Annotated in this window: 25 protein-coding genes; 14 read left to right on the top strand and 11 right to left on the bottom strand. The window is 63.7% G+C overall.

The genetic code is table 11. The annotated features are described in order from the left end of the window. Nucleotides 1-110 precede the first annotated feature (110 nt). The 5 genes from E5X34_RS23050 (at nt 111) to E5X34_RS23070 (ending at nt 5,060) form a co-directional block, all read left to right on the top strand. On the top strand, nt 111-1,127 hold the full coding sequence (locus E5X34_RS23050; protein WP_292569305.1) for a lytic transglycosylase domain-containing protein: 1,017 nt from the start codon (nt 111-113) through the stop codon (nt 1,125-1,127). Between the two features lie 34 nt (nt 1,128-1,161). Next, the gene (locus tag E5X34_RS23055) at nt 1,162-1,659 is read left to right on the top strand and encodes an N-acetyltransferase (protein WP_292569426.1); all 498 of its coding nucleotides are present in this window, start codon (nt 1,162-1,164) and stop codon (nt 1,657-1,659) included. A 374-nt stretch (nt 1,660-2,033) separates the two neighbouring features. Then, nucleotides 2,034-3,296, top strand: a complete 1,263-nt coding sequence (locus E5X34_RS23060) for an ABC transporter substrate-binding protein (protein WP_292569308.1) — start codon at nt 2,034-2,036, stop codon at nt 3,294-3,296. Between the two features lie 23 nt (nt 3,297-3,319). Continuing rightward, entirely contained in the window at nt 3,320-4,234 is a 915-nt protein-coding gene (locus E5X34_RS23065) for a sugar ABC transporter permease (RefSeq protein WP_292569429.1), read from the top strand. 7 nt (nt 4,235-4,241) lie between these two features. Beyond that, a complete protein-coding gene (locus E5X34_RS23070) occupies nt 4,242-5,060 on the top strand; it encodes a carbohydrate ABC transporter permease (protein ID WP_292569433.1) in 819 nt (272 codons plus the stop codon). Here E5X34_RS23070 and E5X34_RS23075 read toward each other — a convergent pair. Continuing rightward, on the bottom strand, nt 5,057-5,395 hold the full coding sequence (locus E5X34_RS23075) for a hypothetical protein (protein ID WP_292569310.1): 339 nt from the start codon (nt 5,393-5,395) through the stop codon (nt 5,057-5,059). The two genes, E5X34_RS23070 and E5X34_RS23075, sit on opposite strands and share 4 nt — an antisense overlap. Nucleotides 5,396-5,548: 153 nt before the next feature. Between E5X34_RS23075 and E5X34_RS23080 the strand changes: the two genes are divergently transcribed. Further along, nucleotides 5,549-6,109: a DUF4142 domain-containing protein gene (locus E5X34_RS23080; protein ID WP_292569313.1), complete on the top strand. Its 561-nt coding sequence runs from the start codon at nt 5,549-5,551 to the stop codon at nt 6,107-6,109. 270 nt (nt 6,110-6,379) lie between these two features. Continuing rightward, a complete protein-coding gene (locus E5X34_RS23085) occupies nt 6,380-6,772 on the top strand; it encodes a RidA family protein (RefSeq protein ID WP_292569316.1) in 393 nt (130 codons plus the stop codon). A gap of 90 nt (nt 6,773-6,862) precedes the next feature. Here the strand turns inward: E5X34_RS23085 and E5X34_RS23090 are convergent, their stop codons facing one another. From E5X34_RS23090 to E5X34_RS23110, 5 genes are all read right to left on the bottom strand, one after another. Beyond that, nucleotides 6,863-8,041 (bottom strand): hypothetical protein, encoded by a 1,179-nt coding sequence (locus E5X34_RS23090; RefSeq protein WP_292569319.1) that lies wholly within the window; start codon nt 8,039-8,041, stop codon nt 6,863-6,865. 176 nt (nt 8,042-8,217) lie between these two features. Further along, nucleotides 8,218-11,721: a carbamoyl-phosphate synthase large subunit gene (carB, locus tag E5X34_RS23095; RefSeq protein WP_292569322.1), complete on the bottom strand. Its 3,504-nt coding sequence runs from the start codon at nt 11,719-11,721 to the stop codon at nt 8,218-8,220. Between the two features lie 236 nt (nt 11,722-11,957). Next, nucleotides 11,958-12,761, bottom strand: coding sequence for an SH3 domain-containing protein (locus E5X34_RS23100; RefSeq protein WP_292569326.1), 804 nt, complete (start codon nt 12,759-12,761; stop codon nt 11,958-11,960). A gap of 75 nt (nt 12,762-12,836) precedes the next feature. After that, nucleotides 12,837-13,595, bottom strand: a complete 759-nt coding sequence (locus tag E5X34_RS23105) for a metallophosphoesterase family protein (protein ID WP_292569329.1) — start codon at nt 13,593-13,595, stop codon at nt 12,837-12,839. A 5-nt stretch (nt 13,596-13,600) separates the two neighbouring features. After that, nucleotides 13,601-13,957: a helix-turn-helix transcriptional regulator gene (locus E5X34_RS23110; RefSeq protein WP_292569332.1), complete on the bottom strand. Its 357-nt coding sequence runs from the start codon at nt 13,955-13,957 to the stop codon at nt 13,601-13,603. 193 nt (nt 13,958-14,150) lie between these two features. Between E5X34_RS23110 and E5X34_RS23115 the strand changes: the two genes are divergently transcribed. Then, entirely contained in the window at nt 14,151-15,329 is a 1,179-nt protein-coding gene (locus E5X34_RS23115) for an MFS transporter (protein WP_292569335.1), read from the top strand. A gap of 32 nt (nt 15,330-15,361) precedes the next feature. Here E5X34_RS23115 and E5X34_RS23120 read toward each other — a convergent pair whose 3' ends face one another. Then, a complete protein-coding gene (locus E5X34_RS23120) occupies nt 15,362-15,826 on the bottom strand; it encodes a MarR family winged helix-turn-helix transcriptional regulator (protein WP_292569338.1) in 465 nt (154 codons plus the stop codon). A gap of 190 nt (nt 15,827-16,016) precedes the next feature. Here E5X34_RS23120 and E5X34_RS23125 point away from each other — a divergent pair, with 190 nt between their 5' ends. Continuing rightward, a complete protein-coding gene (locus E5X34_RS23125; protein ID WP_292569340.1) occupies nt 16,017-16,811 on the top strand; it encodes an SDR family oxidoreductase in 795 nt (264 codons plus the stop codon). 7 nt (nt 16,812-16,818) lie between these two features. On the opposite strand, the gene E5X34_RS23130 is transcribed toward E5X34_RS23125, so the two are convergent. Then, a complete protein-coding gene (locus E5X34_RS23130) occupies nt 16,819-17,418 on the bottom strand; it encodes a LysE family translocator (protein ID WP_292569342.1) in 600 nt (199 codons plus the stop codon). 99 nt (nt 17,419-17,517) lie between these two features. Between E5X34_RS23130 and E5X34_RS23135 the strand changes: the two genes are divergently transcribed. Continuing rightward, on the top strand, nt 17,518-18,384 hold the full coding sequence (locus E5X34_RS23135; protein WP_292569344.1) for a LysR substrate-binding domain-containing protein: 867 nt from the start codon (nt 17,518-17,520) through the stop codon (nt 18,382-18,384). A gap of 57 nt (nt 18,385-18,441) precedes the next feature. Here the strand turns inward: E5X34_RS23135 and E5X34_RS23140 are convergent, their stop codons facing one another. The 3 genes from E5X34_RS23140 to E5X34_RS23150 form a co-directional block, all read right to left on the bottom strand. Next, on the bottom strand, nt 18,442-19,092 hold the full coding sequence (locus E5X34_RS23140) for a dihydrofolate reductase family protein (RefSeq protein WP_292569347.1): 651 nt from the start codon (nt 19,090-19,092) through the stop codon (nt 18,442-18,444). A gap of 96 nt (nt 19,093-19,188) precedes the next feature. Next, nucleotides 19,189-20,031, bottom strand: a complete 843-nt coding sequence (locus tag E5X34_RS23145) for a protein-L-isoaspartate O-methyltransferase (RefSeq protein ID WP_292569350.1) — start codon at nt 20,029-20,031, stop codon at nt 19,189-19,191. Between the two features lie 36 nt (nt 20,032-20,067). Further along, nucleotides 20,068-21,426, bottom strand: coding sequence for an Nramp family divalent metal transporter (locus E5X34_RS23150; protein WP_292569353.1), 1,359 nt, complete (start codon nt 21,424-21,426; stop codon nt 20,068-20,070). 222 nt (nt 21,427-21,648) lie between these two features. Between E5X34_RS23150 and mntR the strand changes: the two genes are divergently transcribed. The 4 genes from mntR (at nt 21,649) to E5X34_RS23170 (ending at nt 24,923) form a co-directional block, all read left to right on the top strand. Continuing rightward, the gene (mntR, locus tag E5X34_RS23155; RefSeq protein WP_042647014.1) at nt 21,649-22,107 is read left to right on the top strand and encodes a manganese-binding transcriptional regulator MntR; all 459 of its coding nucleotides are present in this window, start codon (nt 21,649-21,651) and stop codon (nt 22,105-22,107) included. Nucleotides 22,108-22,203: 96 nt separating this feature from the next. Beyond that, nucleotides 22,204-22,392: a hypothetical protein gene (locus E5X34_RS23160; RefSeq protein WP_292493211.1), complete on the top strand. Its 189-nt coding sequence runs from the start codon at nt 22,204-22,206 to the stop codon at nt 22,390-22,392. Nucleotides 22,393-22,568: 176 nt separating this feature from the next. Then, entirely contained in the window at nt 22,569-23,483 is a 915-nt protein-coding gene (locus E5X34_RS23165) for a neutral zinc metallopeptidase (protein ID WP_292569357.1), read from the top strand. Nucleotides 23,484-23,651: 168 nt separating this feature from the next. Then, a complete protein-coding gene (locus E5X34_RS23170; protein ID WP_292569360.1) occupies nt 23,652-24,923 on the top strand; it encodes a TCR/Tet family MFS transporter in 1,272 nt (423 codons plus the stop codon). Nucleotides 24,924-24,934 lie beyond the last annotated feature (11 nt).

Below are 24,934 nucleotides of genomic sequence, written 5' to 3' on the forward strand. Positions count from 1 at the left end.
CATTTCCACCCTGTTCCCGCCACCCGAAAACCGCCTGGTGGCCCCGATTGCCGGGTGTGAATCGCTGGTGTAAGGACTCCTTAACGACAGACAAACCGGACCCTCACGGCTTGCCAGCTAAAATCATATTCACCGCGATCGGCGTGCTCGTTGCTGCTGCTAGTCTGGGCGGCTGCACCTCGACCTCGCAAATGAAGGCCGCGCCCGCGCTTGCGGAAGCCTCGACGCCTGCCGTCGCGGACGACACGCCGACGGTCGCGCTGCCCGAAACGGTGGCCGTATTGCCGGAGCCTTCCGGCCTCGCGCAGGTGCAGACCGCCGCGCTTACCGGGGATGCCGTTGCCATGGCGACCGCGCCCGGCGCGCCGGCCACGCCTGGCGCGCTCGCGACGCAAAGCGCGCTTGCGACGCAAGGCGCGCTGTTGCCGCCGCCTGTCCAGCCCGGCGCGGTGCTGGCTCAGCCCGCGGCCTTCGCCGGAGCGACGCCGATGGCGGGCAAGTTTCCGCCGCCGCCGGTGCTGACGGCCGGCGGCTCGCCGACTGGCCCAGGATCCATCAAGCAAGCGGCATCCATCAAGCAGGCGGCGGTCTATACGACCGCGGGAGTCGCCATGCCGGTCACCGGCCAGTCGGCGAAAATCGCCCCTATGCCCGGTGTCCAGCAGGTTGCTTACGTGGCGCCGGACAACCCCGCTCTGCTGGCGGCGCCCGGCCAGCCCGAGCAGCACGCCAGCGGCCCGCGCGGCGAGATCGAGCGGCTGATCGAGAAATATTCGGCGCTCTATGAAGTACCGGTCGAACTGGTGCGCCATGTCGTCAACCGCGAGAGCACCTTCAACCCGAAAGCCTATAATCACGGCCATTGGGGACTGATGCAGATCAAGCACGCGACGGCGCGCGGCATGGGTTATGACGGCCCGGCGACCGGCCTGTTCGACGCCGAGACCAATCTCAAATACGCCGTGAAATATCTGCGTGGCGCCTGGCTGGTCTCGGGCGGCAACGCCAAGCGCGCCGACACGCTCTACCAGACCGGCTATTATTACGACGCCAAGCGCAAGGGCCTGCTCGAGGCGGCGGGACTTGGCGCCGACCGCAAGCGGCATCGCCTGCCACCCGACGCCTGAGCGGACGGTCCGCGCGGCGTTTCGAGACAGCGCCATGCATGAGAACACGACGCCTCGTCCGCCGGCTCCCAACGACATCCGCCTGCGCAAGCTGCTCGACGATACGCTCGCCGCGCCGCATTGGCCGGAAGGCTTCGTCATGCGCGCTTTCGAACATCGTGACGCGCAGGCTTTGCACGCGCTGCTGGAAGAGGTGTTCGACGACGGCGCCGACGGGCCGTTCGACGATTGGTGGCCGCGCATTGCCGGCGACGCCGAGTTCGATCCCGCTCTCTGTTTCCTCGTCATCGACGGCAAGGGGCTGCTTGCGGGCGCGGCGCTGTGCTGGACATCCGGTTTCGTCAAGGACCTCGCCGTCCATCCGGAGTCCAGAAGGCAGGGTATCGGCGAGGCGCTGATGCGGCACGTGTTCCTTATTTTTCGCGAGCGCGGGGCGACGCATGTCGATCTCAAGACGAACACGGTGAAGAACACCGCGGCCTTGAGGCTCTATGAGCGGCTCGGCATGATCCCGGTCGACTGGGAAGGTTAATAGCGTCCCGGCATTGTGAACTCCTTCACATAGGCTGACGTTAGGGCATGCTAATTCGTCGTCGTGCCGGGCGGCCGATCGGCGGATCGACGCTGGCAAGGCGTCGGAGGGGGCTGTGCCGGCATGCGTCAGCCACTCCCAGACGGGCTCCGGGGCGGGGGTTTCGGAGCCCGTCCGCTTTCGTGAAGCGGGTGAAGGGAAGCAGGACGCCGACGCGGTCAAGCTGACCGAGGCGGCTTCACCGACCTGCCGGACCGAACCGGCGCGCGTGAGCGCATGGAACCCTACGCGGCATCGCGCATTCATCGCAGGGGCCTTGATGAGCCGCGACGCCGAAATGGCGCCGCCGGCCGCTGAGGGAGGCCCGCAATCCCGTGAAATTTGTTCCCGCGTTCCTGGCGTTGGCTGCCGTCATCCTGCTGGGCGCTGTCCAGGCGCGAGCCGTGGAGCTGTCGATCGTGTCGGGCGACACCGGCAACGGCATCAAGGTGCTGCGCGAGATCCTCGACCTCTATGAGAAAAAGAGCGGCAACAAGGTCGGCATCGTCGTCATCCCGCCCTCGACCACCGACCAGTTCGGCCAATACCGGCTCTGGCTTGCCGCCGGCAGCAGCGATATCGACGTCTACCAGACCGACGTCATCTGGGCGCCGCAGCTGGCCAGCCAGCTGGTCGACCTGACCGAGGCGACCAGGGATGTGGTGGCTAAGCATTTCCCATCGATCATCCAATCGCAGACGGTCAACGGCAGGCTGGTCGCGCTGCCGATCTTCACCGACGCGCCGGCGCTCTATTACCGCAAGGATCTGCTCGACAAATATGGCTTGAAGGTGCCGACAACCTGGCAGGAATTGCAGGACACCGCGAAGCGCGTCATGGACAGGGAGCGGGCGGCCGGCAACAAGGACCTCTGGGGCTATGTCTTCCAGGGCAATGCCTATGAGGGGCTGACCTGCAACGCGCTCGAATGGGTGATGTCGAATGGCGGCGGCGGGATCATCGAGCCGGACGGCCGCATCTCCATCAACAATCCGAAGGCGGCCGCGGCGCTCGAGAGGGTCAAGGGCTGGATCGGCACCATCGCGCCGCCGGGCGCGCTCGCCTATCAGGAGGAGGAAACGCGGGGCGTCTGGCAGACCGGCAATGCGGTCTTCATGCGCAACTGGCCATATGCCTATGCGCTCGGCAACAGCGAGAATTCGCCGATCAAGGGCAAGTTCGACGTGGCGCCGCTGCCGGCCGGCGAAGGCGGGCATCCGGTCGCGACGCTGGGCGGCTGGAACCTTGCCGTGTCCAAATATTCGAAACATCCGGATGCCGCGATCGATCTGGTCAAGTTCATCGCGTCGCCCGAGATGCAGAAATACCGGACGCTGAAGACGTCCAACCTGCCGACCATCGCGGCGCTCTATGACGACCCCGACATCGCCAGGCAGCAGCCGATCGTGCCGCGCTGGAAAGAGATCTTCCTCAACGCGCAGCCGCGTCCCTCGGCGACCGCCAGGATCAAATACAACGAGGCATCGAGCCAGTTCTGGACCGCCGTCCACAACACGATCTCCGGGAACGGCACCGCCGCCGACAATCTGGCCGATATCGAGGCGCGGCTGACCAGGCTGAAGGGCAAGGGCTGGTGAGCGCGGCACGGCGATCGCCGCTGATGCGCCGGCGCGTGCGCACGGCTTGGCTGTTTTTGGCGCCGATGCTCTTCGTGCTCGCCATCGTCGCCGGCTGGCCGTTCCTGCGCACGGTCTATTACGGCTTCACCGATGCGTCGCTGGCCGATCTCGACGCGCGGCAATGGGTGGGCTTCGACAATTATTTCTCGGTGCTCACCCTGCCGAGCGGCCGGGTCCTCTATGACGGGCTGCTGGTCGATCCGGTCTGGTGGCGGGCGGTGTGGAACACGGTGCGCTTCGCCGTGGTTTCGGTGGCCTGCGAGACGGCGCTCGGCATGATCGTCGCACTGGCGCTCAACGCCGAATTCAAGGGGCGCGGCATCGTGCGCGCCGCGATCCTCGTCCCCTGGGCGATCCCGACCATCGTCTCGGCCAAGATGTGGCAGTGGATGCTCAACGATCAGTTCGGCATCATCAATGTCGTGCTGCTCAATCTCGGCCTGATCGACAGCAAGATCGCCTGGACCGCCAGCGCCGACACCGCGATGGTCGCGGTGCTGATCGTCGATATCTGGAAGTCGACGCCGTTCATGGCGCTGCTGATCCTGGCGGCGCTGCAGATGCTGCCGCGCGAGATCCTGGAAGTGGCGAAGCTCGACGGCGCCAACCCCTGGCAGATCTTCTGGCGCGTGACCCTGCCGCTGATCCGCCCGGCGGTGATGGTGGCGGTGATTTTTCGCGCGCTCGATGCGCTGCGCATCTTCGACCTGATCTATGTGCTGACGCCCAACAACGTCCAGACCAAGTCGATGTCGATCTTCGCGCGCGAGAACCTGTTCGAGTTCGACAAGTTCGCCTATGGCTCGGCCGCCTCGACGCTGCTGTTCCTGATCATCGGCCTGCTCACCATCGCCTATATCCGGCTTGGACGGCTGAGTTTCGAGGGAGGGCGCTGAGGTGAAAATGCTGAAGCGCGCCGCCTTCTATCTGCTGCTGCTGGCGATCGTCTTGGTCGCGGTGTTTCCGTTCTACTACGCCATCATCACCAGCCTGAAATCGGGGACCGAGCTGTTCCAGGCTAACCTTTGGCCGCATTCGTTCAGCCTCGCCAATTACCGCAACGTGCTGACGGAAGGTCCCTTCCTGCGCAATCTTTTCAATTCGCTGATCGTCTCCGGCGCGGTCGTGGCGGTCTCGCTGCTGCTCGGCGTCACCGCGGCCTATGCGCTGGCGCGGATCCGTTTCCGCGGGCGCTCGGCGCTGATGCTCGCCATCCTGTCGGTGTCGATGTTTCCGCAGGTCGCGGCATTGGCCGGGCTGTTCGAGATCGTCAGGGCGCTGCATCTCTACAATTCGCTGTTGGCACTCATCCTGTCCTACATGATCTTCACGCTGCCGTTCACGGTGTGGGTGCTCACCACCTTCGTGCGCGACCTGCCGGTCGAGATCGAGGAGGCGGCGATCCTCGACGGCGCCGGGCCGTGGACCATCTTGACGCGCATCTTCCTGCCGCTGCTATGGCCGGCGCTCGCCACAACCGGGTTGCTCGCCTTTATCAGCGCCTGGAACGAGTTCCTGTTCGCGCTCACCTTCACCTCCACCAACACGCAGCGCACCGTGCCGGTGGCGATCGCGCTTCTCTCCGGCAATTCGCAATTCGAGATCCCCTGGGGCAACATCATGGCCGCCTCGGTGATTGTCACCGTGCCGCTGGTGGCGCTGGTGCTGATCTTCCAGCGCCGCATCGTCTCCGGCCTCACCGCCGGCGGGGTGAAGGGCTAGATGTCGGGCGCGTTGCCAACCTTCTTCTTCATCTCCAGTGCCCAGGCGCGCCCTTCATCGCCGCCCCACAGCAGCCAGGCGATGTAGCCGGCCGATGGATTGTCTTCGTTGCCATAATTCCTGCCCTTCTTGTCGACCTCGTGGCGAGCGAAATAGCTGACCATGCGCCGGATGGTCGAGGGCGACAGGTTCCTGCGGTTCTTGAGCTCGGTGGCGCGGGCGACGCCGATCTCGGTGCCGCCGCGGCCGAACTGCTGGCGCAGCCTGAGGCCCTTGGCGGCGTTGTCGGCAACGATCTGCGGGCAGCGCAGGTCGATCTCGTCGCTGTCGGTCATTTTTGCTCCCCGTTCCCGAGTGGTTCTAGCTGACGCGAAGCAATGCGGCAAAGCGGGGCTGGTTCCTGCATGCCCTTTCGACGGCCTTTTAAGCAACCCTGGCGCCAATCTCGCGTTGGGGAAGGCGGAGGGGCTGTTTTGGAGAGTTTTGAGATGAAAACGCTGCTGCCCCTGGTCGCCGTCGCGCTTCTTGCCGGCGCGCCCGCCGCGTTCGCCCAATCAAACGACACCAACACAGACGCTGTGGGACCGATGGTGACCGACAACAAGGTCGATACCCAGACCTTCGTCACGACCGTGCCGAATGCCAATATGTTCGAGATCGAATCGAGCAAGCTGGCACAAGAGAAGTCGGCTTCGGCCGACGTCAAGGCTTTCGCCGCCGATATGATCAAGGACCACACCAAGGCCGGCGAGGACTTCAAGGCCGCGCTCAGCCAGGGCCAGACCACCGCGTCGATCAAGCCCGCTGGCCCGGCGCTGCAGCCTAAGGAGCAGCAGATGCTCGACGAATTGAAGGGCGTGAGCGGCAAGGATTTCGACGCCAAATACATCAAGATGCAGACCGACGCGCATAAGGAAGCCGTCGCGCTGTTTTCCACCTACGCCAATTCCGGCGACGACCCGGCGATGAAGGAATTCGCCAAGAAAACGCTGCCGGTGCTGAAGATGCACGAGAAGCACGTGAAGGACCTGGCGGTCGCGCATCAGTGAGGCTTTGCCTTCTCCCCCTGTGGGAGAAGGTGGATCGGCGCGCTAGCGCCGAGACGGATGAGGGGTGCTGGAAGGAACGAGACGACAGCCATTGCGCGCCTTCCGGCGTCGATGGGAAGGGTGCGTGTGAACGGACGTCTCACTCCGCTGGAACACCCCTCATCCGTCTCGGCGCTGCGCGCCGATCCACCTTCCCCCACAAGGGGGGAAGGGAAGGCTGGCGTTCCCTCGCCGCCGCGATAAGCTCCTCCGCAAATCAGGAGGACCACCATGGACCAGGAAATCATCGAAGTGCCCGTGATGTCGGCAAAGGTACGCGCACTTGGCCTGCCGTGCTCGACGGCGGTGCGGGCCAACGGCTTCGTGTTCATCTCGGCGACGCCGCCGGTCGACATGGTGACCGGAGAGATGGTGCGCGGCGACATCGAGACCCAGACCGAGGCGTCGCTGAAGGCGCTGAAACACTGCCTGGAAGCGGCCGGCACGACACTCGACAAGGTGGTGATGGTGCGCATCTACGCCGTCAATTCCGGCTTCTACAACGCCATCAACCGGGTCTATGCGAGGTATTTTGCCACCAACCCGCCGGCGCGCAGTTTCGTGCCGGTGGCGTCATGGCCGATGGAATTCGATATCGAGATAGAGTGCGTGGCGGTGGCTTGAGGGTTCTTCCGCTCAAGCTGACACAGCAATGGCCCTAGGATGGTTAGCAAATCGCTGGCGAAAGCGCGCTATTTGAAAAAATAGGCTCAGTCAAAATATTTTAGACGAGAGTAGAGCTGCGGCGGCTCCAACTATGGCTGCAATAATAACTGTATAGTTAGCCCTACTACTTTCATGTCTGCTACGTAGAATGGAGATTATGCTGAGATACCTCTCAAGTGGAACGGATCCTATTTCGGAGAGACGATCTTCTATATTTGACTTGTTGATAATCTCTCCAAATGATTTTTCAATGTACGAAAGTTTCTCCTTATATCCAGATAGCATTCTCTCAAGATTGATCATTATCTTTTCAATTTCAATTGAAATATCATATATCTCTGGGTCTCCACCTACTATCATTCTTTTGATTTTATCCCGTAAAGACTCTTTATTTATCGTTTTTTCTATCTTATCAGAAATCAATGAGAAGTCATTGTGGAATCTTACTCGGTCTATTGAAGCTTCGTAAAAGATAGAAAACTCCTCATTTAATCGATATCTAACAATTTCTTTTACATCGCTTTCTTCAATTACATCGGGGACGACAATAGTCATTTGATCGTAACCCCGTTTTTCTTTTATAGATATATCGAGTGTCCTGCCATTTGTCTTCCTAACCACAAAATTAGTGTGGAATGGCGAGGGGCCAGTCATCTGAAATTTGATTGCCTTACTTTCGGGATTCGAGCTCTTTAAATGCTTCCACAAGATCGACACTGCCGTGGAGGGGGATGGCTCGTCAGCGTCGAGCCAGACATACGTTACGGGTATATCTTCTGAATAGTCTATCTCGACGACGAAGTTTTCGTTGGCAGTTGGCTCGCGCCAAGAAAGTATGTATTCTTTTTGAACTCTTTTAGGGACATGTATCTCAAATCTTATTAAACAATTTCTCACGTACGGGTAAATTATTTCTGATTCATATATGTTTTCAGTTATATTTTCTGGGCGCTCTTCGGCAAATACGGATGTTATATCGCTGCTATCTATCTCAAAGTTGACAACAAGCTTATCTGAAAGAAAGTATTCCTTCAAATCTTGAAAATATTTTTCACGAGTTATTTCGTTAGCTGGTCGTAGGCTGGCAAAATGGAAGCAACCTATTCCAAAAGTTAGATATGGCTTATCTTCTTGCCGCTCCGGTGCCGATTTCGTTGTCTTTTGCAAAGCGCCTTTGGCTCTAGTCTTGGGAACGCTAGCGGCACTTTCAGTTTTGCGTCTTTCCATCTGTTCCCCCTGAACAGACAACAGACTACGAAGTAGCAGAAAATAATCAAGTGTCGTGGTTCTGAAACAATGACGGCGCCGATGCTATCTTCTTAATTGACGCATAAACCTTGCCTTGCGGAGGAGGCGCGGCACCTTCTCGCCCGCCAGCCTTCTCCGCGAGGGTTAACCTGGCCTCACCCAAAATACTCCTGCAGCGGCCGAACCTCCAGGTTCCCCGCCCGCAGCGCCGCAATCGCTTCCGCCACCGCGGCAGCCCCTGACAGTGTCGTGTAATACGGCACCTTCTGCATCAACGTGGCCCTGCGCAGCGATTTTGAGTCCGACACTGCCTTCTGGCCATCGGTGGTGTTGAAGACGATCTGGACCTGGCGGTTGCGGATGGCGTCCTCGATGTGGGGACGGCCTTCCAGCACCTTGTTGATCTTTTCGGCCACCACGCCGTTCTCGGCGAGGAAGCGGGCGGTGCCGGATGTGGCGAGCACCTTGAAGCCCTGATCGGCGAGGCGCTTCACCGCCGGCAGGATGCCTTTCTTGTCCTCGTCGCGGACCGAGACGAACAGCGTGCCGGAGCGGGGCAGGTCGACATTGGCCCCCAACTGGCTCTTGGCGAAGGCCAGCGCAAAATCGCGGTCGAGGCCCATGACCTCGCCGGTCGAGCGCATTTCCGGGCCGAGCAGGATGTCGACGCCGGGGAAGCGGGCGAAGGGGAAGACGGCTTCCTTGACCGCGATGTGGCCGGGATTGCGCGGGTCGGGCATGGCGCCGTAATGGGCGAAGGCGTTTTCCAGCGTCTCGCCGGCCATGATGCGGGCCGCGATCTTCGCAATGGGACGCCCGATGGTCTTGGCGACGAAGGGCACGGTGCGCGACGCGCGCGGGTTGACCTCCAGCACATAGACCGTGCCGTCCTGGATAGCGTATTGCACGTTCATCAGGCCGCCGACGTTGAGCGCGCGGGCGAGCGCCGCTGTCTGGCGCTCCAGCTCGTCGACGAGGTCGGACGGCAGCGAATGCGTCGGCAGCGAGCAGGCGCTGTCGCCCGAATGAATGCCGGCCTCCTCGATATGCTCCAGGATGCCGGAGACGAAGGTCTCCTTGCCGTCGCAGAGGCAATCGACATCGACCTCGATGGCGCCCTTGAGATAGGTGTCGAACAAAAGCGGGTTCTTGCCGAGCAGCGTGTTGATCTGGCCGGTCTTGTCGTTGGGGTATTTCTGCTTGATGTCCTCCGGCACCAGGCCGGGCACGGTGTCGAGCAGGTAGGTCTGCAGCATGCTTTCGTCGTGGATGATCTGCATGGCGCGGCCGCCGAGCACATAGGACGGGCGCACCACCAGCGGGAAGCCGAGCTCGCCGGCGACGAGGCGGGCCTGCTCGACCGAATAGGCGATGCCGTTCTTCGGCTGGGTGAGGTTCAGCTTGTGCAAGAGCTTCTGGAAGCGGTCGCGGTCCTCCGCCAGGTCGATCATGTCGGGCGAGGTGCCGAGGATCGGGATGCCGGCCTTTTCCAGCGCGTCGGCGAGCTTCAGCGGCGTCTGGCCGCCGAACTGGACGATGACGCCGACCAGTTCGCCCGAGGCCTGCTCGGCGCGCAGGATCTCCAGCACGTCCTCCGCCGTCAGCGGATCGAAATAGAGGCGGTCGGAAGTGTCGTAGTCGGTCGAGACCGTCTCCGGGTTGCAGTTGACCATGATCGCTTCATAGCCGGCGTCGCGCAGCGCAAAGGCGGCATGGCAGCAGCAATAGTCGAACTCGATGCCCTGGCCGATGCGGTTCGGACCGCCGCCGAGGATGACGACCTTTTTCCGCGCCGACACGTGCGCCTCGTTGGCGGGTTCGCCGACGAAAGGCACCTCATAGGTCGAGTACATATAGGCGGTCGGCGAGGCGAACTCGGCGGCGCAGGTGTCGATGCGCTTGTAGACCGGATGAACGTCGAGCTTTTCGCGGGCCTTTTGGACGGCTTCGGCGTCGGTCTTCGTCAGCGAGGCGAGGCGGGCGTCGGAAAAGCCCATCGCCTTCAGCATGCGCAGGTTGACGGCGTCCTGCGGCAGGCCGTGCTCGCGGATGCGCTCCTCCATGGCGATAATGCCGGCGATCTGCTCGAGGAACCACGGGTCGATCTTGCACATGGCGTGCACGTCTTCCAGCGAGGTGCCCATGCGGATCGCCTGCGCCACCATGCGCAGCCGGTCGGGCGTCGGCGTGCCGAGCGCGGCGCGGATCGCGTTGCGGTCGTCGACATGGCTGGCGGGCGCGCTGCCATGGCCGAGCCCGGGTATCTCGATCTCGTCCAATCCGGTCAGGCCGGTTTCCAATCCGCGCAAGGCCTTCTGCAGCGATTCCTGGAAAGTGCGGCCGATGGCCATCACTTCGCCGACCGACTTCATGGCGGTGGTCAGCACCGGCTCGGCGCCGGGGAATTTCTCGAAGGCGAAGCGCGGGATCTTCGTCACCACGTAGTCGATGGTCGGCTCGAAAGAGGCGGGCGTCGCGCCGCCGGTGATGTCGTTCTCCAGCTCGTCCAGCGTGTAGCCGACGGCAAGCTTGGCCGCGACCTTGGCGATCGGGAAGCCGGTTGCCTTCGAGGCCAGTGCCGAGGAGCGCGAGACGCGCGGGTTCATCTCGATGACGACCAGCCGGCCGTCGGCCGGGTTGACGGCGAACTGCACGTTGGAGCCGCCGGTCTCGACGCCGATCTCGCGCAGCACCGCGATCGAGGCGTTGCGCATCATCTGGTATTCCTTGTCGGTCAAGGTCAGCGCCGGCGCGACGGTGATCGAATCGCCGGTGTGCACGCCCATCGGATCGAGGTTCTCGATCGAGCAGACGATGATGCAATTGTCCGCCTTGTCGCGGACGACCTCCATCTCATACTCCTTCCAGCCGAGCACGCTTTCCTCGATCAGCACCTCGGTGGTGGGCGAGGCGTCGAGGCCCGACTGGACGATGTCGTAGAATTCGGCGCGGTTGTAGGCGATGCCGCCGCCGGTGCCGCCCATTGTGAAGGAGGGGCGGATGATCGCCGGCAGGCCGACATGGTCGAGCGCCTGGGCGGCGATCGCCATGGCATGGCTGATATAGCGCTGCTTGCGGTCGCCTTCGCCGAGATTCCAGCGCGTTTCCAGCGCGTCGAGCGCGGCGTCGAGGTTTTCCGGGTTCTCGGCCTTCAGCGCGGCGCGCTCGGCCTCATGCGTCTTGCGGTCGGCGTTCTTGACGTCGGTGGCGTTTGCCAGCATCGAGCGCGGCGTCTCCAGGCCGATCTTGCTCATCGCCTGGCGGAACAGCGCGCGGTCCTCGGCCTTGTCGATGGCATGCGCGTCGGCGCCGATCATCTCGACATTGTAGCGGTCGAGCACGCCCATGCGGCGCAGCGAGAGCGCCGTGTTGAGCGCCGTCTGGCCGCCCATGGTGGGCAGCAGCGCGTCCGGCCGCTCCTTGGCGATGATCTTGGCTACCACTTCGGGCGTGATCGGCTCGATATAGGTGGCGTCGGCCAGCTCCGGATCGGTCATGATGGTGGCCGGATTGGAGTTGACCAGGATGACCCGGAAACCCTCTTCCTTCAGCGCCTTGCAGGCCTGGGTGCCGGAATAGTCGAACTCGCAAGCCTGGCCGATGACGATGGGGCCGGCCCCGATGATCAGGATCGACTTGATGTCGGTGCGTCTTGGCATATTCGAAAAATCCGTTCGGCGAGCGGCTTGCACGAAAAACCGGGACGGGGGAGGTCCCGGCCGGTTGTGCTTGCGATTCTGGTATCAGGCTAGGAGGGCCTTATAGGGAAGAGTTTTGCGGGATGTAACCCCGAAAATGAAGGGGAGTAGGGGAGTAGGGGAGTAGGGCAGTAGGGCAGTAGGGCAGTAGGTGCTTTCTTCCCCCTACTGCCTTATTCCCTTACTGCCCTACTCCCCTAATCGCCCAGCGCCAGCTGATCCGTGATCTCGAAACGCTCTGAAACGCCGATCCGGATCATGTTGAGCGTGCCTTCGCGGGTGAAGCGGAATTCTTCGGGCGAATCCGAGCTGCTCGGCTGGCCGCCATGGAAGGTGATGATGCGCACACCGCCATCCGGCCAAGTCACCGTGACATCGCTGTCGCCATCCTTGCGCGCGACAGTCACCGCGCAGCGGGTCATCGGCTGGCCGATGTGGCGCGCGCAGGGAATGCCGCCGGCCGCGTCCGGGGCAGGGCCATCGGATTCGGTGCTCGCCGAGGTCACGAAAGCGAGACCGTAGGCATCCAGCATGGCGGTCCTGACGATCTCGGTCGCGGAAGGCGGGTCCGCCGGCTCGCCCCCGCCCAGGCGCGCCGCTATATCAGGCTGCGGTTCTTCGAGAGGTGGCTGGGGCGCGGCAGCCGCATCCGCCGGCGCGGCGCTGTCTTCAGGGGGCGACGCTGGATTATTGGGGCTGAGATAGCGGGCGGGCGCCCAGCCGGTTATGTGGGCGTCCTGCGTGTCCTCGACCTTGCACCAAGGATAATTGTTGACGGTCTTGCAGCCGAAATTCTTGACGGCCGAGCCGTTGGGCAGGCGGGCTTCGATCTTTCCGCCCGCTGAAGCGGTGGCGCGAATGTTGAGCAGATCATCCGGCGCGAGGCCGCCGATGATGGAGATGATTGTGCCGGGCGCATCCTGAGCCAAGGCCGGGAGAGCGGCCAGACACAAAGGAGCGGCGATCAGCAGCGACGATCGGAGCGTGACTTTGCGCTTCATCCCTCGGCCATAAGCAATGCACTTCAATCGTGGCGCTCGAAACAAGCTCTGCTTAATCCTGGATATGAGCTTCGCTCAATCCTTCATAAAACCGGTCCGCAGCGCTCGCGCCCATTCCGGCCTTCCCGCTTGTTCGGCCTGCTTTGCGGCGGCTTCATGGTCGTAGTCGACGGCGATGCTCTCGAAGCGGCTGGGACTGCCGTCCTTGCCAAGCTCGACGATGCCGTAGCGGGCGTGCGGCGAGCCTTGCTCCGAGACATGCGCCGGCGGCGTGTCGTCGTCATAGGCCGGGCAGCCGACGCTGCCGGGATTGAAGATGACCTGACCGCCGGGGATGCGGATGAGCTCGTTGCGGTGGCTGTGGCCGCACAGCACAAGGCGGCATGCGGGATCGAGCGGCTTCAGCCGGCGCCTGATCGCCTCAAGCGGCGCGCGCACCAACTGGCCGTCGACAATGGCGTCGGCGAGATATTTCTCATCATGGTCCGGCCGGGCGTGGAAGGCGGTGACGCCGGGTGCGATCTCCAATGTCAGCGGCAGGGCGAGCAAGGCCTGGCGCTGCGCCGGAGTCAGCCGTTCCTGGGCGTAGCGATCGGAAGGCCACATGGTTTCGTCGGCCGTGTCCTGCGCGACGCGTCGGTCGTGGTTGCCGCGCACCGTCGGCAGGTTCAGCGTCTGCAGCCGTTCCATCGTCTCGCGCGGCCAGAGCGGGCCGGAGACGCAGTCGCCGAGATCGACGGTGATGTCGGCGCCGCCGCGCCGGTTCAGATCGTCGAGCACGGCATCTAATGCCAGGAGGTTGCCATGGATGTCGGCGAGAACGGCGATGCGCATGCTGTTCAGGCCGAAACCTCGACTTCGGCGGTGCCGACCGCCGGCAGGTCCTTGTCGCCGTCGGCCGCGGCGATCACGCTGTCGAGCAGGCCTGGAAAACGCCTGTCGAGGTCGTCGCGGCGCAGCGTGATCAGCCGGCTGGTGCCGACCGCTTCGCTGCGGGTGACGCCCGCTTCGCGCAGCTTGGCCAAGTGGTAGCTGAGATTGGTCTTGGAGGCGAGGTCGAGGAACTTGCTGCAGTTCATCGGCACGCCTTCCTTGCGAGCCAGATAGCGCACGATGGAAAGCCGGGTCGGGTCGCCGAGCACGGCAAGCACGATCGGCAGGCTGATCTGGTCGGCGGTTGGATGGGGCAGGCTCATGACCAAGAATTAAGCACAAACTGAACGAACTTCAACGCGACTCCTTCCTCTGCCGGTAGACGCAGCCTCGTTCTTTCGGCCCCGTCCTGACACAGGGCTGTCAGCAGGGTTCAGCTATTTTGTCCCGGGTCGGTTGACATCATGCCCTGCTATGTCCAATTGTTCAATAACTTTTGAACTAAGGACAATTCCCATGGACAAGCGGATCTTCTGGCTGGCGCTCGGATCGTTTGCGATCTCGACCGAAGGCTTCGTCATCTCAAGCCTTCTTCCCGACATCGCATCCGACGCCGGCATTTCGGTGCCGCTCGCCGGCTCGCTGATCACCGCCTTCGCGCTAGCCTACGCTATCGGCGCGCCGGTGCTGGCGACGCTGACCGGCGAATGGGACCGGCGGCGCGTCATCCTGTGGACGTTGGTCTTCTTCGTCATCGGCAACATCGTTGCCGCGCTGAGCTCGTCCTTCGAATTGCTTTTGATCGCCCGCATCGTCATGGCGCTGTCGTCCGGCCTGTTCGCGGCGACCGCGCAAGGCACGGCCGTGGCGCTGGTCGACGACCATCACCGGGCGCGCGCCATTGCCGTCGTCGTCGGCGGTACCACGGTGGCGGTGGCGGTCGGCGCGCCGCTCGGCGCGCTGGTCGCGGCGGTCGCCGGCTGGCGCGGCACGTTCTTCGCCATCGCCGCGCTTGGCGCGCTGTCCGGCGCGATCCTGTGGTGGCGGCTGCCGCGCGGCATCATCGGCACCAGGCTGCCGCTGAAGCGCAGGCTGGCTGCGGCGGTCCGCCCCGGCGTGATGCCGATCCTGCTGACGACGGCGCTTGCGCTGATCGGCGCCTTCACCGTCTTCGCCTTCATCGCGCCTCTGGCCATTCAGGGCGGCGGGCTGTCGCCGATCGCGCTGCCCGGCATGCTGCTCGCCTTCGGCGTCGGCGCCGTCGTCGGCAACATCGCCGGCGGCCAGGCGGCCGACCGCTTCGGCGCGACCCGCACCGTCGCCTGGTCGCTGACGCTGTCGGCCGCGATGCTCGCCACCTTCTCGCTGATCCCGACCTTCCTGCCGCATTGGATCGCCGGGCCGGCGCTAATGGCCATGATGGTGCCTTGGGGCATTGTCGGCTGGGCCTTCCCGCCGGCGCAGGCGAGCCGCATCCTCAAGATCGCGCCCGACGCCGCGCCGATCGTGCTGTCGCTCAATGCTTCGGCGCTCTATTTCGGCGTCGCTTTGGGCGCGGTGGTCGGCGCCGCCGTGCTGCGCTTCGGCGCGCCGGCCGATCTCGGCCTGATCGCCGCGATGTTCCCAATCCTGGGCCTGGGTATCGTGCTGGCCGGTCGCGTTTTTGCGCGCCCGGTCGCGATGCCGGCGGAATAAGCTGCTTGAAAGCGTGACGGACGGCCGCTTCTTCAATTTGAAGGAGCGGCCGCCGGCATTTCCAGATCGAGATCGGCCACAGCATCCAGCGCCGCGCGCAGCTTCGCCGCCTGCTCCGCGCCGACCTTCTCCTCGAATTGCCGCTGGGCGATGCTCCAGAGCTTGAGCGCCTCGTCGAGCTTGGCCTGGCCTCGTGGCGTCAGCCGCACGCGCTTGACGCGGCGGTCGTCCTTGTCGGCGAAAGTCTCGACATAACCGTCGCGGATCAGCGGCTTCAGCGTGTGGCCGAGCGCGGAAAGGTCCATGATCAGCGCCTCGGCGATGGCGCCCATCGCCGGCTCGTCGCTGATGTGGATCTGGAAGAGCATACCGAACTGCGTGCTCTTCAGACCTGTTGGCCCCAGCGCGTCATCATAGAAGCGGCCTAGGCTGCGCGCGGCGCGGCGCAGCGTGGCGTTGTTGCAGTCGCTGAATCCCGGTTTTCGAGCTTCGGTCATCATCACTCCTTGCCGGCGCAAAGACGCGCCAGCCTGTCGCAGAAATAGTTTTTGCCGCTGCCGTTGACAAGATAGTGGCATATACCTACTTCGGCAAAAGTGGCATATGCCACTAATTGAAATCAGAGGCGCGGCGGATGAACTGACCATCGGCGCCGAACCAAGCGAAGCGAACAAAAGGAACAGGACAATGAGCACGAAGGACAACAAGGGCACGGCCGTCATCACCGGCGCGTCCTCAGGCATCGGCGCGGTCTATGCTGACCGGTTGGCAGGGCAGGGCTACGATCTGGTGCTGGTGGCGCGCCGCGCCGACCGGTTGCAGGAGGTGGCCGACAGGCTCGCCTATGCCTATGGCCGCAAGGTTCAGACGATCGTCGCCGATCTCTCCGTCGATGCCGATCTGCGCCGCGTCGAGCAGGCGGTCGCGACGGATGACAGCGTGACGCTGCTGGTCAACAATGCCGGCGTGGCCGGCCTGGAGACGATTGCTGACGCCGACGCAGACACGGCCGAGCGCATGATCAAGGTCAATGTCATTGCGCTGACCAGGCTGACCCGCGCGGTGTTGCCGGGTCTGCTCAAGCGCAATCGCGGCGGGATCATCAACATCGCCTCGGTGGTGGCCTATGGCATTGCCGTCGGCGGCATCTACAGCGGCACCAAGGCTTATGTCGCCAACTTCACCGAAGCGCTGCAGAAGGAAGTCGCCGGCACCAATGTGAAGGTCCAGTCGGTGGTGCCGGGGCCGATCCGCACCGAATTGTGGGACGTCTCCGGAATCAGCCTCGACAGGATCAATCCGGACTGGATCATGAGCGCCGAGGATCTGGTCGACGCGGCACTTGCCGGCTTCGCCCAGGGCGAGACCGTCACCGCGCCCGGCCTTGCCGACGCGGCCGGGCTGACGACGTATCTCGGCGCCAGGGACCAGTTCTTCGGCAGCCTGTTCTCCGGCAAGCCGGCGGCGCGCTACGCGGTCTAATCTCCTCTCAAGCTGGCCGCCACATCTGCAGGATCGAGGCGGCCAGCAGCAGGCCGAGCACGATGTTGAGCGCGCGCCACTGCCGCTCCGTCTTGAGCAGGCGGGCAAGCAGGGCCCCCGCCACGCACCACAGCGACAGCGAGAAAGCCGCGGCGAGGCCGAACACGGCGCCGAGCAGCAGCGCAAGCTGCAAGGGGCCGTCGGCGAGCGCCGCGAAGGATGCCGCAGCGCCCAGTCCCATCGCCCAGCCCTTCGGGTTCATCCACTGGATGCCGGCGCCGCCGAAAAAGCTGTTCGGCCTGGTCATGCTGATGTCGAGATTGGGCGGACCGCTGCGGCCAATCTTGATCGCCAGCCAGATCAGATAGAGCGAGCCCGCTATCTTCATGGCGAGCTGCAGCGACGGCACGGCGGCAAGCAGGCCGGCGAGGCCCGCCGCGCCCGCGGCCGCCACGGTCGCCAGTCCCGCCGCGCTGCCGGCCATCAGCGGCACCGAGCGGCGGAAGCCGAATTGCGCGCCGGAGGCAGTCGACAATGTCGTGGCGATGCCGGGCGTTGCGGTCGAGATCAGCGCGAACACGACCAGCGGAATGATGGTTTCGGACATGCGGGCTTCCCAGTCGAGAAGCCGGCATGCTTATGCGCTTCGCAGCATCAGTAAATGCAATGTTTGATATGGTTTGCATTAGAGAATATAATTGAAGCCATGATCCGCGATCTCGACACGACCCTCATCCGCACCTTCGTCATGACGGCCGACAAGGCCAGCATGACGGCGGCGGCCAATGCGCTCCACCTGACGCAAGGCGCCGTCAGCCAACAGATCAAACGGCTGGAAGATGTGCTGGGGCAAAGCCTGTTCGAGCGCGACCGCCGCGGCCTGAAGCTGACCCGTTCCGGCGAGCGGCTGCTCGACAAGGCTAGGCGCCTGCTGCAGCTCAATGACGAGATCCTCGCCGAAATCAGGGGCGGGGCGGTTGCCGGACAGGTGCGGATCGGCGTGCCTTACGATCTCGTCGGCACGCTGCTGGCGCCGGTGCTTAAAGCCTATGCCGAAGCCTATCCGCAGGTGGAGATTTCGCTGGTCTGCGCCTCCTCGCCGGAACTCGCGGCGGCCCTGGCGGCGGGCACGATCGACCTTGCGGTCATCGAGGAGCGCGTCGGTCCCAGCGCCGGCGAATGCCTGCTCGTCGACCGGCTGGTCTGGGTCGGCGCCAGAGGCGGCGCGGCACGCCTGAAACGGCCGCTGCCGGTCTCGATCGTCGCCGACACTTGCGCCTTCCGACCGGCGGTGCTGGCGGCGCTTGCCGAGCACGGGCTCGACTGGCGCACCGTGTTCGAAAACGGCAACATCGATGCCACGACCGCGACGGTGCGCTCCGACCTCGCCGTGACCACCTGGCTTGCCTCGACGGTGCCGGCCGATCTCGACATCCTGTCCGATGCCGGCCTTCCGGCGCTGCCGAATTTCTCCGTCAATCTGCATCTGCCGAAACATGCCACCCAGCCGGCCGCGCAGGCTTTCGCCAGCCGTATCCGCGAGGGTCTGGCGCGCTATCGCCAGGCGGCGTGAGTATACTGTCTTTCCTCGCCCCGCTTTGGCGGGGGCGAGGAAAGACAAGCCTTGGCGCTACTTCCAGTTCTTGCGCCGTTCGAGTTCGGCCTGCGAAGGCTCCTGCTGGGCAAACGAGCCCGTGCGGATTTCGCCCGCGCGCTCATAGGTCGCCATGATGACGCCGGTGGTCGTAGCCTGCGATTTGACGAGCTTGAACGCCGCCGGGACAGCGTTGTCACCGAACAGACGCTTGCCCTTGCCCAGCAGCAGCGGGAAGATCATTAGCCGGATCTCGTCGATCAGCCCGTTCGCAAGCAGGGTCTGGATCAAGTTGCCGGAGCCCTGGATGAGCAGGTCGGGCCCGTCTTCCTGCTTGATCTCCTTAAGCCTGGCAACGATATCAGGCCCGAGCGACCGGGTGTTCTCCCAGGTCAGCGAATCCGGCCGGTGCGTCGCAACATATTTGGTCGCCGGGTTGAAGACGTCGGCGATCGAATCTTTCTGATACGGCCAGTACGCGGCGAAGATGTCGTAGGTCCTGCGGCCGAGCAGCAGGTCGAACGGTTTGGCGAATAGTTCCTCCATTGCCGTGCCCGCCACCTCGTCAAAGTAATGGAAGGTCCAGCCGCCGAATTCGAAGCCGCCGACGGGATCCTCTTCCGGTCCGCCGGGCGCCTGCATGATGCCGTCAAGGCTGACGAAGGTGGCGGCGATGATCTTGCGCATGGTCTTTCTCCTTTTGGCTGGTCCGCGCCCGTCACGGCCGGATTTCGAGCTAAGGACGAACGGCAAGGCCGCTTTCCGACACGGCTCCGCGAATTTCTACCGTGTGTTGTTAGCGCGAATGGCCCGTGACGAGAACCAGACATCGCCGAAGACGGCGGTGGCGGTGCGGTCGGGCGCCTTGTCTTCCCTAAGCCAGATCGATCGGGTGCGCGCGGCGCGCTCGCGGGTCGGTATTTTCGCGCCTGGCTCAACGGCGGAGGCGCCGACGCAAGGGATGAACCAGGAGCCCATGAAGGGCCGGCACGCGAAGCCGTTTTCCAGGCGGGTTATGAGGACCGCGAGGCCGACGGTTTCGGACGGGCGCCATGGGAAGATCATGCGGCCGCCGGGCTTCAGCGCCTTCAGCCATGCGGCGGGCGGGGCGACGACGCCGGCATTGACGTAGATGACATCGGAGGGCGGTAGCGGATTGGCGACGGCGTCGCCCTGAACCACTTCGACGTTGGCGTACCGGGCAAGGTTTGCTTTGACGCGCGCGGCAAGATCGGCCTCGATCTCGAAGGCGGTGACGCTTCCGCCCGGCTCGACCAGTCTCGCCAGCAGCGCCGTATAATATCCGGTGCCGGCGCCGATATGGGTGACGGCCTCGCCTGGCTTCGGCTCGACCTTGCCGAGCCACATCACGTGCAGAAGCGGCTCGCCATTGTTGATGCCCTTGTCGGCATCGAGCATGACGAGCACGTTCTGGTAGATGTAGGTCGGATCGGCGCTCGGCGTCTCGAACCGGCCTTCACCGGCAAAGACGGTCCATGGTCCCGGACCGAGGAAGGCCTCGCGCGGCACCGAGGCGAAGACCTCCTCGATGCGCGGATCGGCTGAGCGGGCCTGCGCGGCCATCAGCCTGGCGTAGAATCTGCGGGCTTCGTCGGGTTCTGCCATAGCGCCAAGATAGCGCGTGCGGCTGGAATGTCGCGATCAGCCGGCGAAGGTGTCGTAGAGCAGCTTGAAGTTGAGAACGAGGATGATTGCGGCCACCACCCAGGCCAGCGCCGCTACGCCGCGCGGTATGGCGAAACTGCCCATCTTCTTCCTGTCCGACACGAACTGCACCAGCGGGATGACCGCGAAGGGCAGTTGCATCGACAGCACCACCTGGCTGAACACAAGCAGCTCGGCCGTGCCCTTCTCGCCATAAAGCGCGGTGACGACAACGACGGGGACGATGGCGATGCCGCGCGTCAGCAGGCGCCGCGCCCATTGCGGGATGCGCAGGCGCAGAAAACCTTCCATCACGATCTGGCCGGCAAGCGTCGCGGTGACGGTCGAGTTGAGGCCGGAAGCGAGCAGGGCGATGGCGAACAGGATCGAGGCGATGCTCAGGCCAAGCAGCGGCGACAGCAGTTCGAAGGCCTGGCCGATCTCGGCGACGTCGTGGTGGCCGGTGTTGTGGAAGGCGACTGCCGCGACGATCAGGATCGAAGCATTGACGAACAGCGCTAGGATCAGCGCGATGGTCGAATCCGTCGTCGCCCATTTGATGGCGTCACGCTTGCCGGTCTCGGTGCGTTCATAAGCGCGGGTCTGCACGATCGAGGAATGCAGATAAAGGTTATGCGGCATGACCGTGGCGCCGATGATGCCGATGGCGATGTAGAGCATCGCCGGATTGGTGACGATCTGCGATGACGGCACGAACATCGAATGCAGGATCGTGCCGGCCGGCGGCGCGGCGACGAAGATCTGGATGGCAAAGCAGCCGAAGATGATGATCAGCAGGGCGACGACGAAGGCCTCGAGATAGCGGAAGCCCCTGTTCATCAGCAGCAGGACCAGGAAGGCGTCGAGCGCGGTCAGCATGGCGCCGCCGATCAGCGGAATTCCGAACAGAAGCTGCAGCGCGATTGCGGTGCCGATGACCTCGGCGAGGTCGCAGGCGATGATCGCCAGCTCACAGGCGATCCAGAGCACAAGATTGACGGGGCGCGGATAATAGGCGCGGCAGGCTTGGGCGAGGTCGCGGCCGGTGGCGATGCCGAGGCGGGCGGCGAGCGCCTGCAGCAGGATCGCCATCAGGTTCGACAGCATGATGACGAAAAGCAGCGTGTATCCGAACTGCGCGCCACCGGCGAGGTCCGTCGCCCAGTTGCCCGGGTCCATGTAGCCGACCGAAACCATGTAGCCCGGACCCATGAAGGCGAACAGGCGGCGGAACCAGACGCCGGTCCGCGGCACCGCGATCGAGGCATTCACCTCGCGCAGGCTGGGCTGCTCGACGTCCGGCCTGTCGAATCGCCACGCGGGTCGGGCTACGGTTGCTGCATCGGCATCGGACATGGGATTTCCGCTGGAATTATCGAACGTGCCTCCTATCTATGCCACAGCTCAACATTATGCAATATGCTATGTTTCATTGATCATGCTTTCGTGATCCGCGGGAGCAAGTTCCAGGGCGGGCGGCGGAAACGCCGGTTGCGCCCGCGCGGGAATGCAAATAAACGGCCGGGTCATCAGGGGTTTCGTGCTATGGATGCGGTCCCGATTCAGGAGGAGCGCATATTGGCGCTGAGGAACAAACCGGTTCGACGCGAGGAGCCGCTTCCCGATGCCGAAATCCATTCGGAAGGATTCCGGCAGCAGCGCCAGGCGCGCCGCAGCGCGCTGGTCGAGGACTATGTCGAGCTGATCGCCGACCTGATCGAGGATGGCAACGAGGCGCGGCAAGTGGATATCGCGGCAAGGCTCGGCGTCGCGCAGCCGACGGTCGCCAAGATGCTGACCAGGCTGTGCGCCGACGGGCTGGTCTCGCGAAAGCCATATCGCGGCGTGTTCCTGACCGAGACCGGCCGCAAGGTCGCGGAGGAAAGCCGCATCCGCCACCAGACGGTGGAAGCCTTCCTGCGCTCGCTGGGCGTCAGTGCGGAGACGGCGCGCATCGATGCCGAAGGCATCGAGCACCATGTCAGCGCCGAGACGCTGGACGCCTTCCGCCGGGCGATGACGCATCGCCAGGCTTAGCTCCCCGGTTCCCATCGCGCGTGTTGACGCGGAACCTACGCATCCCGGCCGCATTACCTCCGACATCGCGCGATTATCGCGTTTAGGGAGGAAGCAATGGGCATCGAACAGGCACCAACCGCCAAGGGAAAGCAAGCGGCCAGGGGATTGCGGCAGGCGGCCGCCGGGGACGAACGCAAGACCGAGGCAGAGACCGGCCATCCTCTGAAGAAGGGGGCTGCACGTTTCGAGGAACGGTCGAAAAGTTCGGACGGCAAAAGCGCCGGCGCCAAGCAGAAAAGTTGAGGTTTTCAGCCGGTTTATCGGGAGTGGAAATTAACCGGCCGATCGGAGTTTCCTCCGGCCCGCGCATTTTTCGACCGCGAAAAATTCTGTGACTTGGACTGGCCGTTGCGATACTTGTCAGCATGGGGCGGTCGCGGGCCAGCCCCTCCAGGACATTCGCATTGCGAGGAGTTGCCATGCTTTGGAGAGGCCGTCGTCAGAGCGACAACATCGAGGACGAGCGCAGCGACAGCGGCGGTGGCGGCGGATTGGGTGGCGGCGGTCAGTTCCGCGTCCCGATCGGCGGCCGCACCGGCGGTGGCGGCAGCATCCTCCTGGTCATCCTGGTTGTGCTCGCGGGATGGTATTTTGGCTTCGACCCGTCGCAGATCCTGGGTGGCGGCGACGGCGGCTTGCTGCCGGGCGGCGGCGGCGAGATCACCGAGGCACAGGACAATGGCAACGCGCCCGCCAATGATGAGATGAAGCAGTTCGTCGCGACCGTGCTTGCCGATACCGAGGACACCTGGACCGGCATTTTCAAATCCCAGGGGTTGACCTACGAGGACCCCAAGCTGGTGCTGTTCAGCGGCCAGGTTCGTTCGGCCTGCGGCTTCGCTTCGGCGGCGGCCGGGCCGTTCTACTGCCCTGGCGATCACAAGGTCTATCTCGACATGACCTTCTTCCAGCAGCTCGACCAGCAATTCGGCGCCTCGGGCGAGTTCGCGCGCGCCTATGTGGTGGCGCATGAGATCGGCCATCATGTGCAGAACCTCACCGGCATCATGGGCAAGTTCAACCAGATGCGGCAGGGCATGAGCGAGGCCGACGCCAACCAGCTCTCGGTGCGCATCGAGCTTCAGGCCGATTGCTTCGCCGGTGTCTGGGCGCATTTCACCCAGCAGAAGGGCATTTTGGAGCAGGGTGATATCGAAAGCGCGCTCAACGCCGCCAAGCAGATCGGCGACGACACGCTGCAGAAGAAGGTGCAGGGCTATGTCGTGCCGGAAAGCTTCAACCATGGCACTTCGCAGCAGCGGCAGACCTGGCTGGCGCGGGGCTTCAAGAGCGGCAAGCTGTCCGACTGCAACACGATGAGCGGTCCGATCTGAGGTGGCGTTTCCGCTCCTTTTCGAGTGACGATCCGCGATCGGCGCCTGCTGGTGGCAAGTGGTGTCAGCATAAGGCATTTGCGATCGTTCGCGGATTGTTCCGGCCGCTGACCTCGCCTATAAGGTCCGTCCCGCCCGTGCCCCAGGGCGGATGAGGAGCTTGTCACCATGATCGACCCGAAAACCGCCAAGCGGGGCCTTGCGCTCGTTTTCACGACGCTTTTGCTCGACATCATCGGCTTCGGCATCATCATGCCGGTGCTGCCGGCCTATCTGGAGGAACTGAGCGGCGTCAGCGTCAGCGAGGCCGCGATCGAGGGCGGCTGGCTGTTTTTCGTCTATGCGGCGATGCAGTTCTTCTTCGCGCCGATCATCGGCGGCCTGAGCGACCGTTTCGGGCGACGGCCGGTCCTGCTTGCCTCGGTGCTGACCTTCTCGATCGACAATCTGATCTGCGCCATCGCCTGGTCCTATCCGATGCTGTTCATCGGCCGCGTGCTCGCCGGCATTTCCGGCGCCAGCTATTCGACGACATCGGCCTTCATCGCCGACATCTCGAACGACGAGAACCGGGCGAAGAATTTCGGCCTGCTCGGCATCGCCTTCGGCGTCGGCTTTGTCATCGGCCCGGTGCTGGGCGGGGTGCTCGGCACGTTCGGGCCGCGTGTGCCGTTCTACTTCGCCGCAGCACTTGCCTTCGTGAATTTCCTGATCGCGATGGTCTTCCTGCCCGAAACGCTGGACGAAAAACACCGCCGGCCCTTCGAGTGGAAGCGCGCCAATCCGGTCGGCACGCTGATGCAGATGCGCAATTATCCGGGCATCGGCTGGATCGGGCTGGTGTTCTTCCTGATGACGCTCGGCCACATGATGTATCCGGCGGTCTGGGCATTCGTCTCCAACTACCGCTATGGCTGGAACCAGCAGCAGATCGGCTTCTCGCTCGGCGCCTTCGGCCTGTGCGGCGCCATCATCATGGCGACGGTGCTGCCGCGCATCATCCCGAAACTCGGTGAGTGGAGGACGGCGGCGATCGGGCTGACCTTCACCGCGCTCGGCGCCTTCGGCTATGCCTTCGCGACGCAGGGCTGGATGGTCTATGCGGTAATCGTTGCCGGCTGCCTGGAGGCGCTGGCCGATCCGCCGCTGAGGAGCCTCGCCGCCGCCAAGGTGCCGCCTTCGGCGCAAGGCGAATTGCAGGGCGCGATGACCTCGATCTTCTCGATCACCTCGATCATCACGCCGCTGCTCTACACGGCGATCTTTTCCTGGTTTACCGGGCCGAGCGCGCCGGTGGTGTTCGGCGGCGCGCCCTATGTGCTCGGCGCGATTTTCCTGACGCTGGCGGTCATCGTCTTCGTGACGAAAGTAGCCAGGCCGACGCCGAAGGAAGTCGAGCGCATACATGCGCAGGACGCGGCGGTGACGGACGCTGCTTAGGCTGGCGGTTT

The organism is Mesorhizobium sp. (assembly GCF_004963255.1).
Lineage (GTDB): Bacteria > Pseudomonadota > Alphaproteobacteria > Rhizobiales > Rhizobiaceae > Mesorhizobium.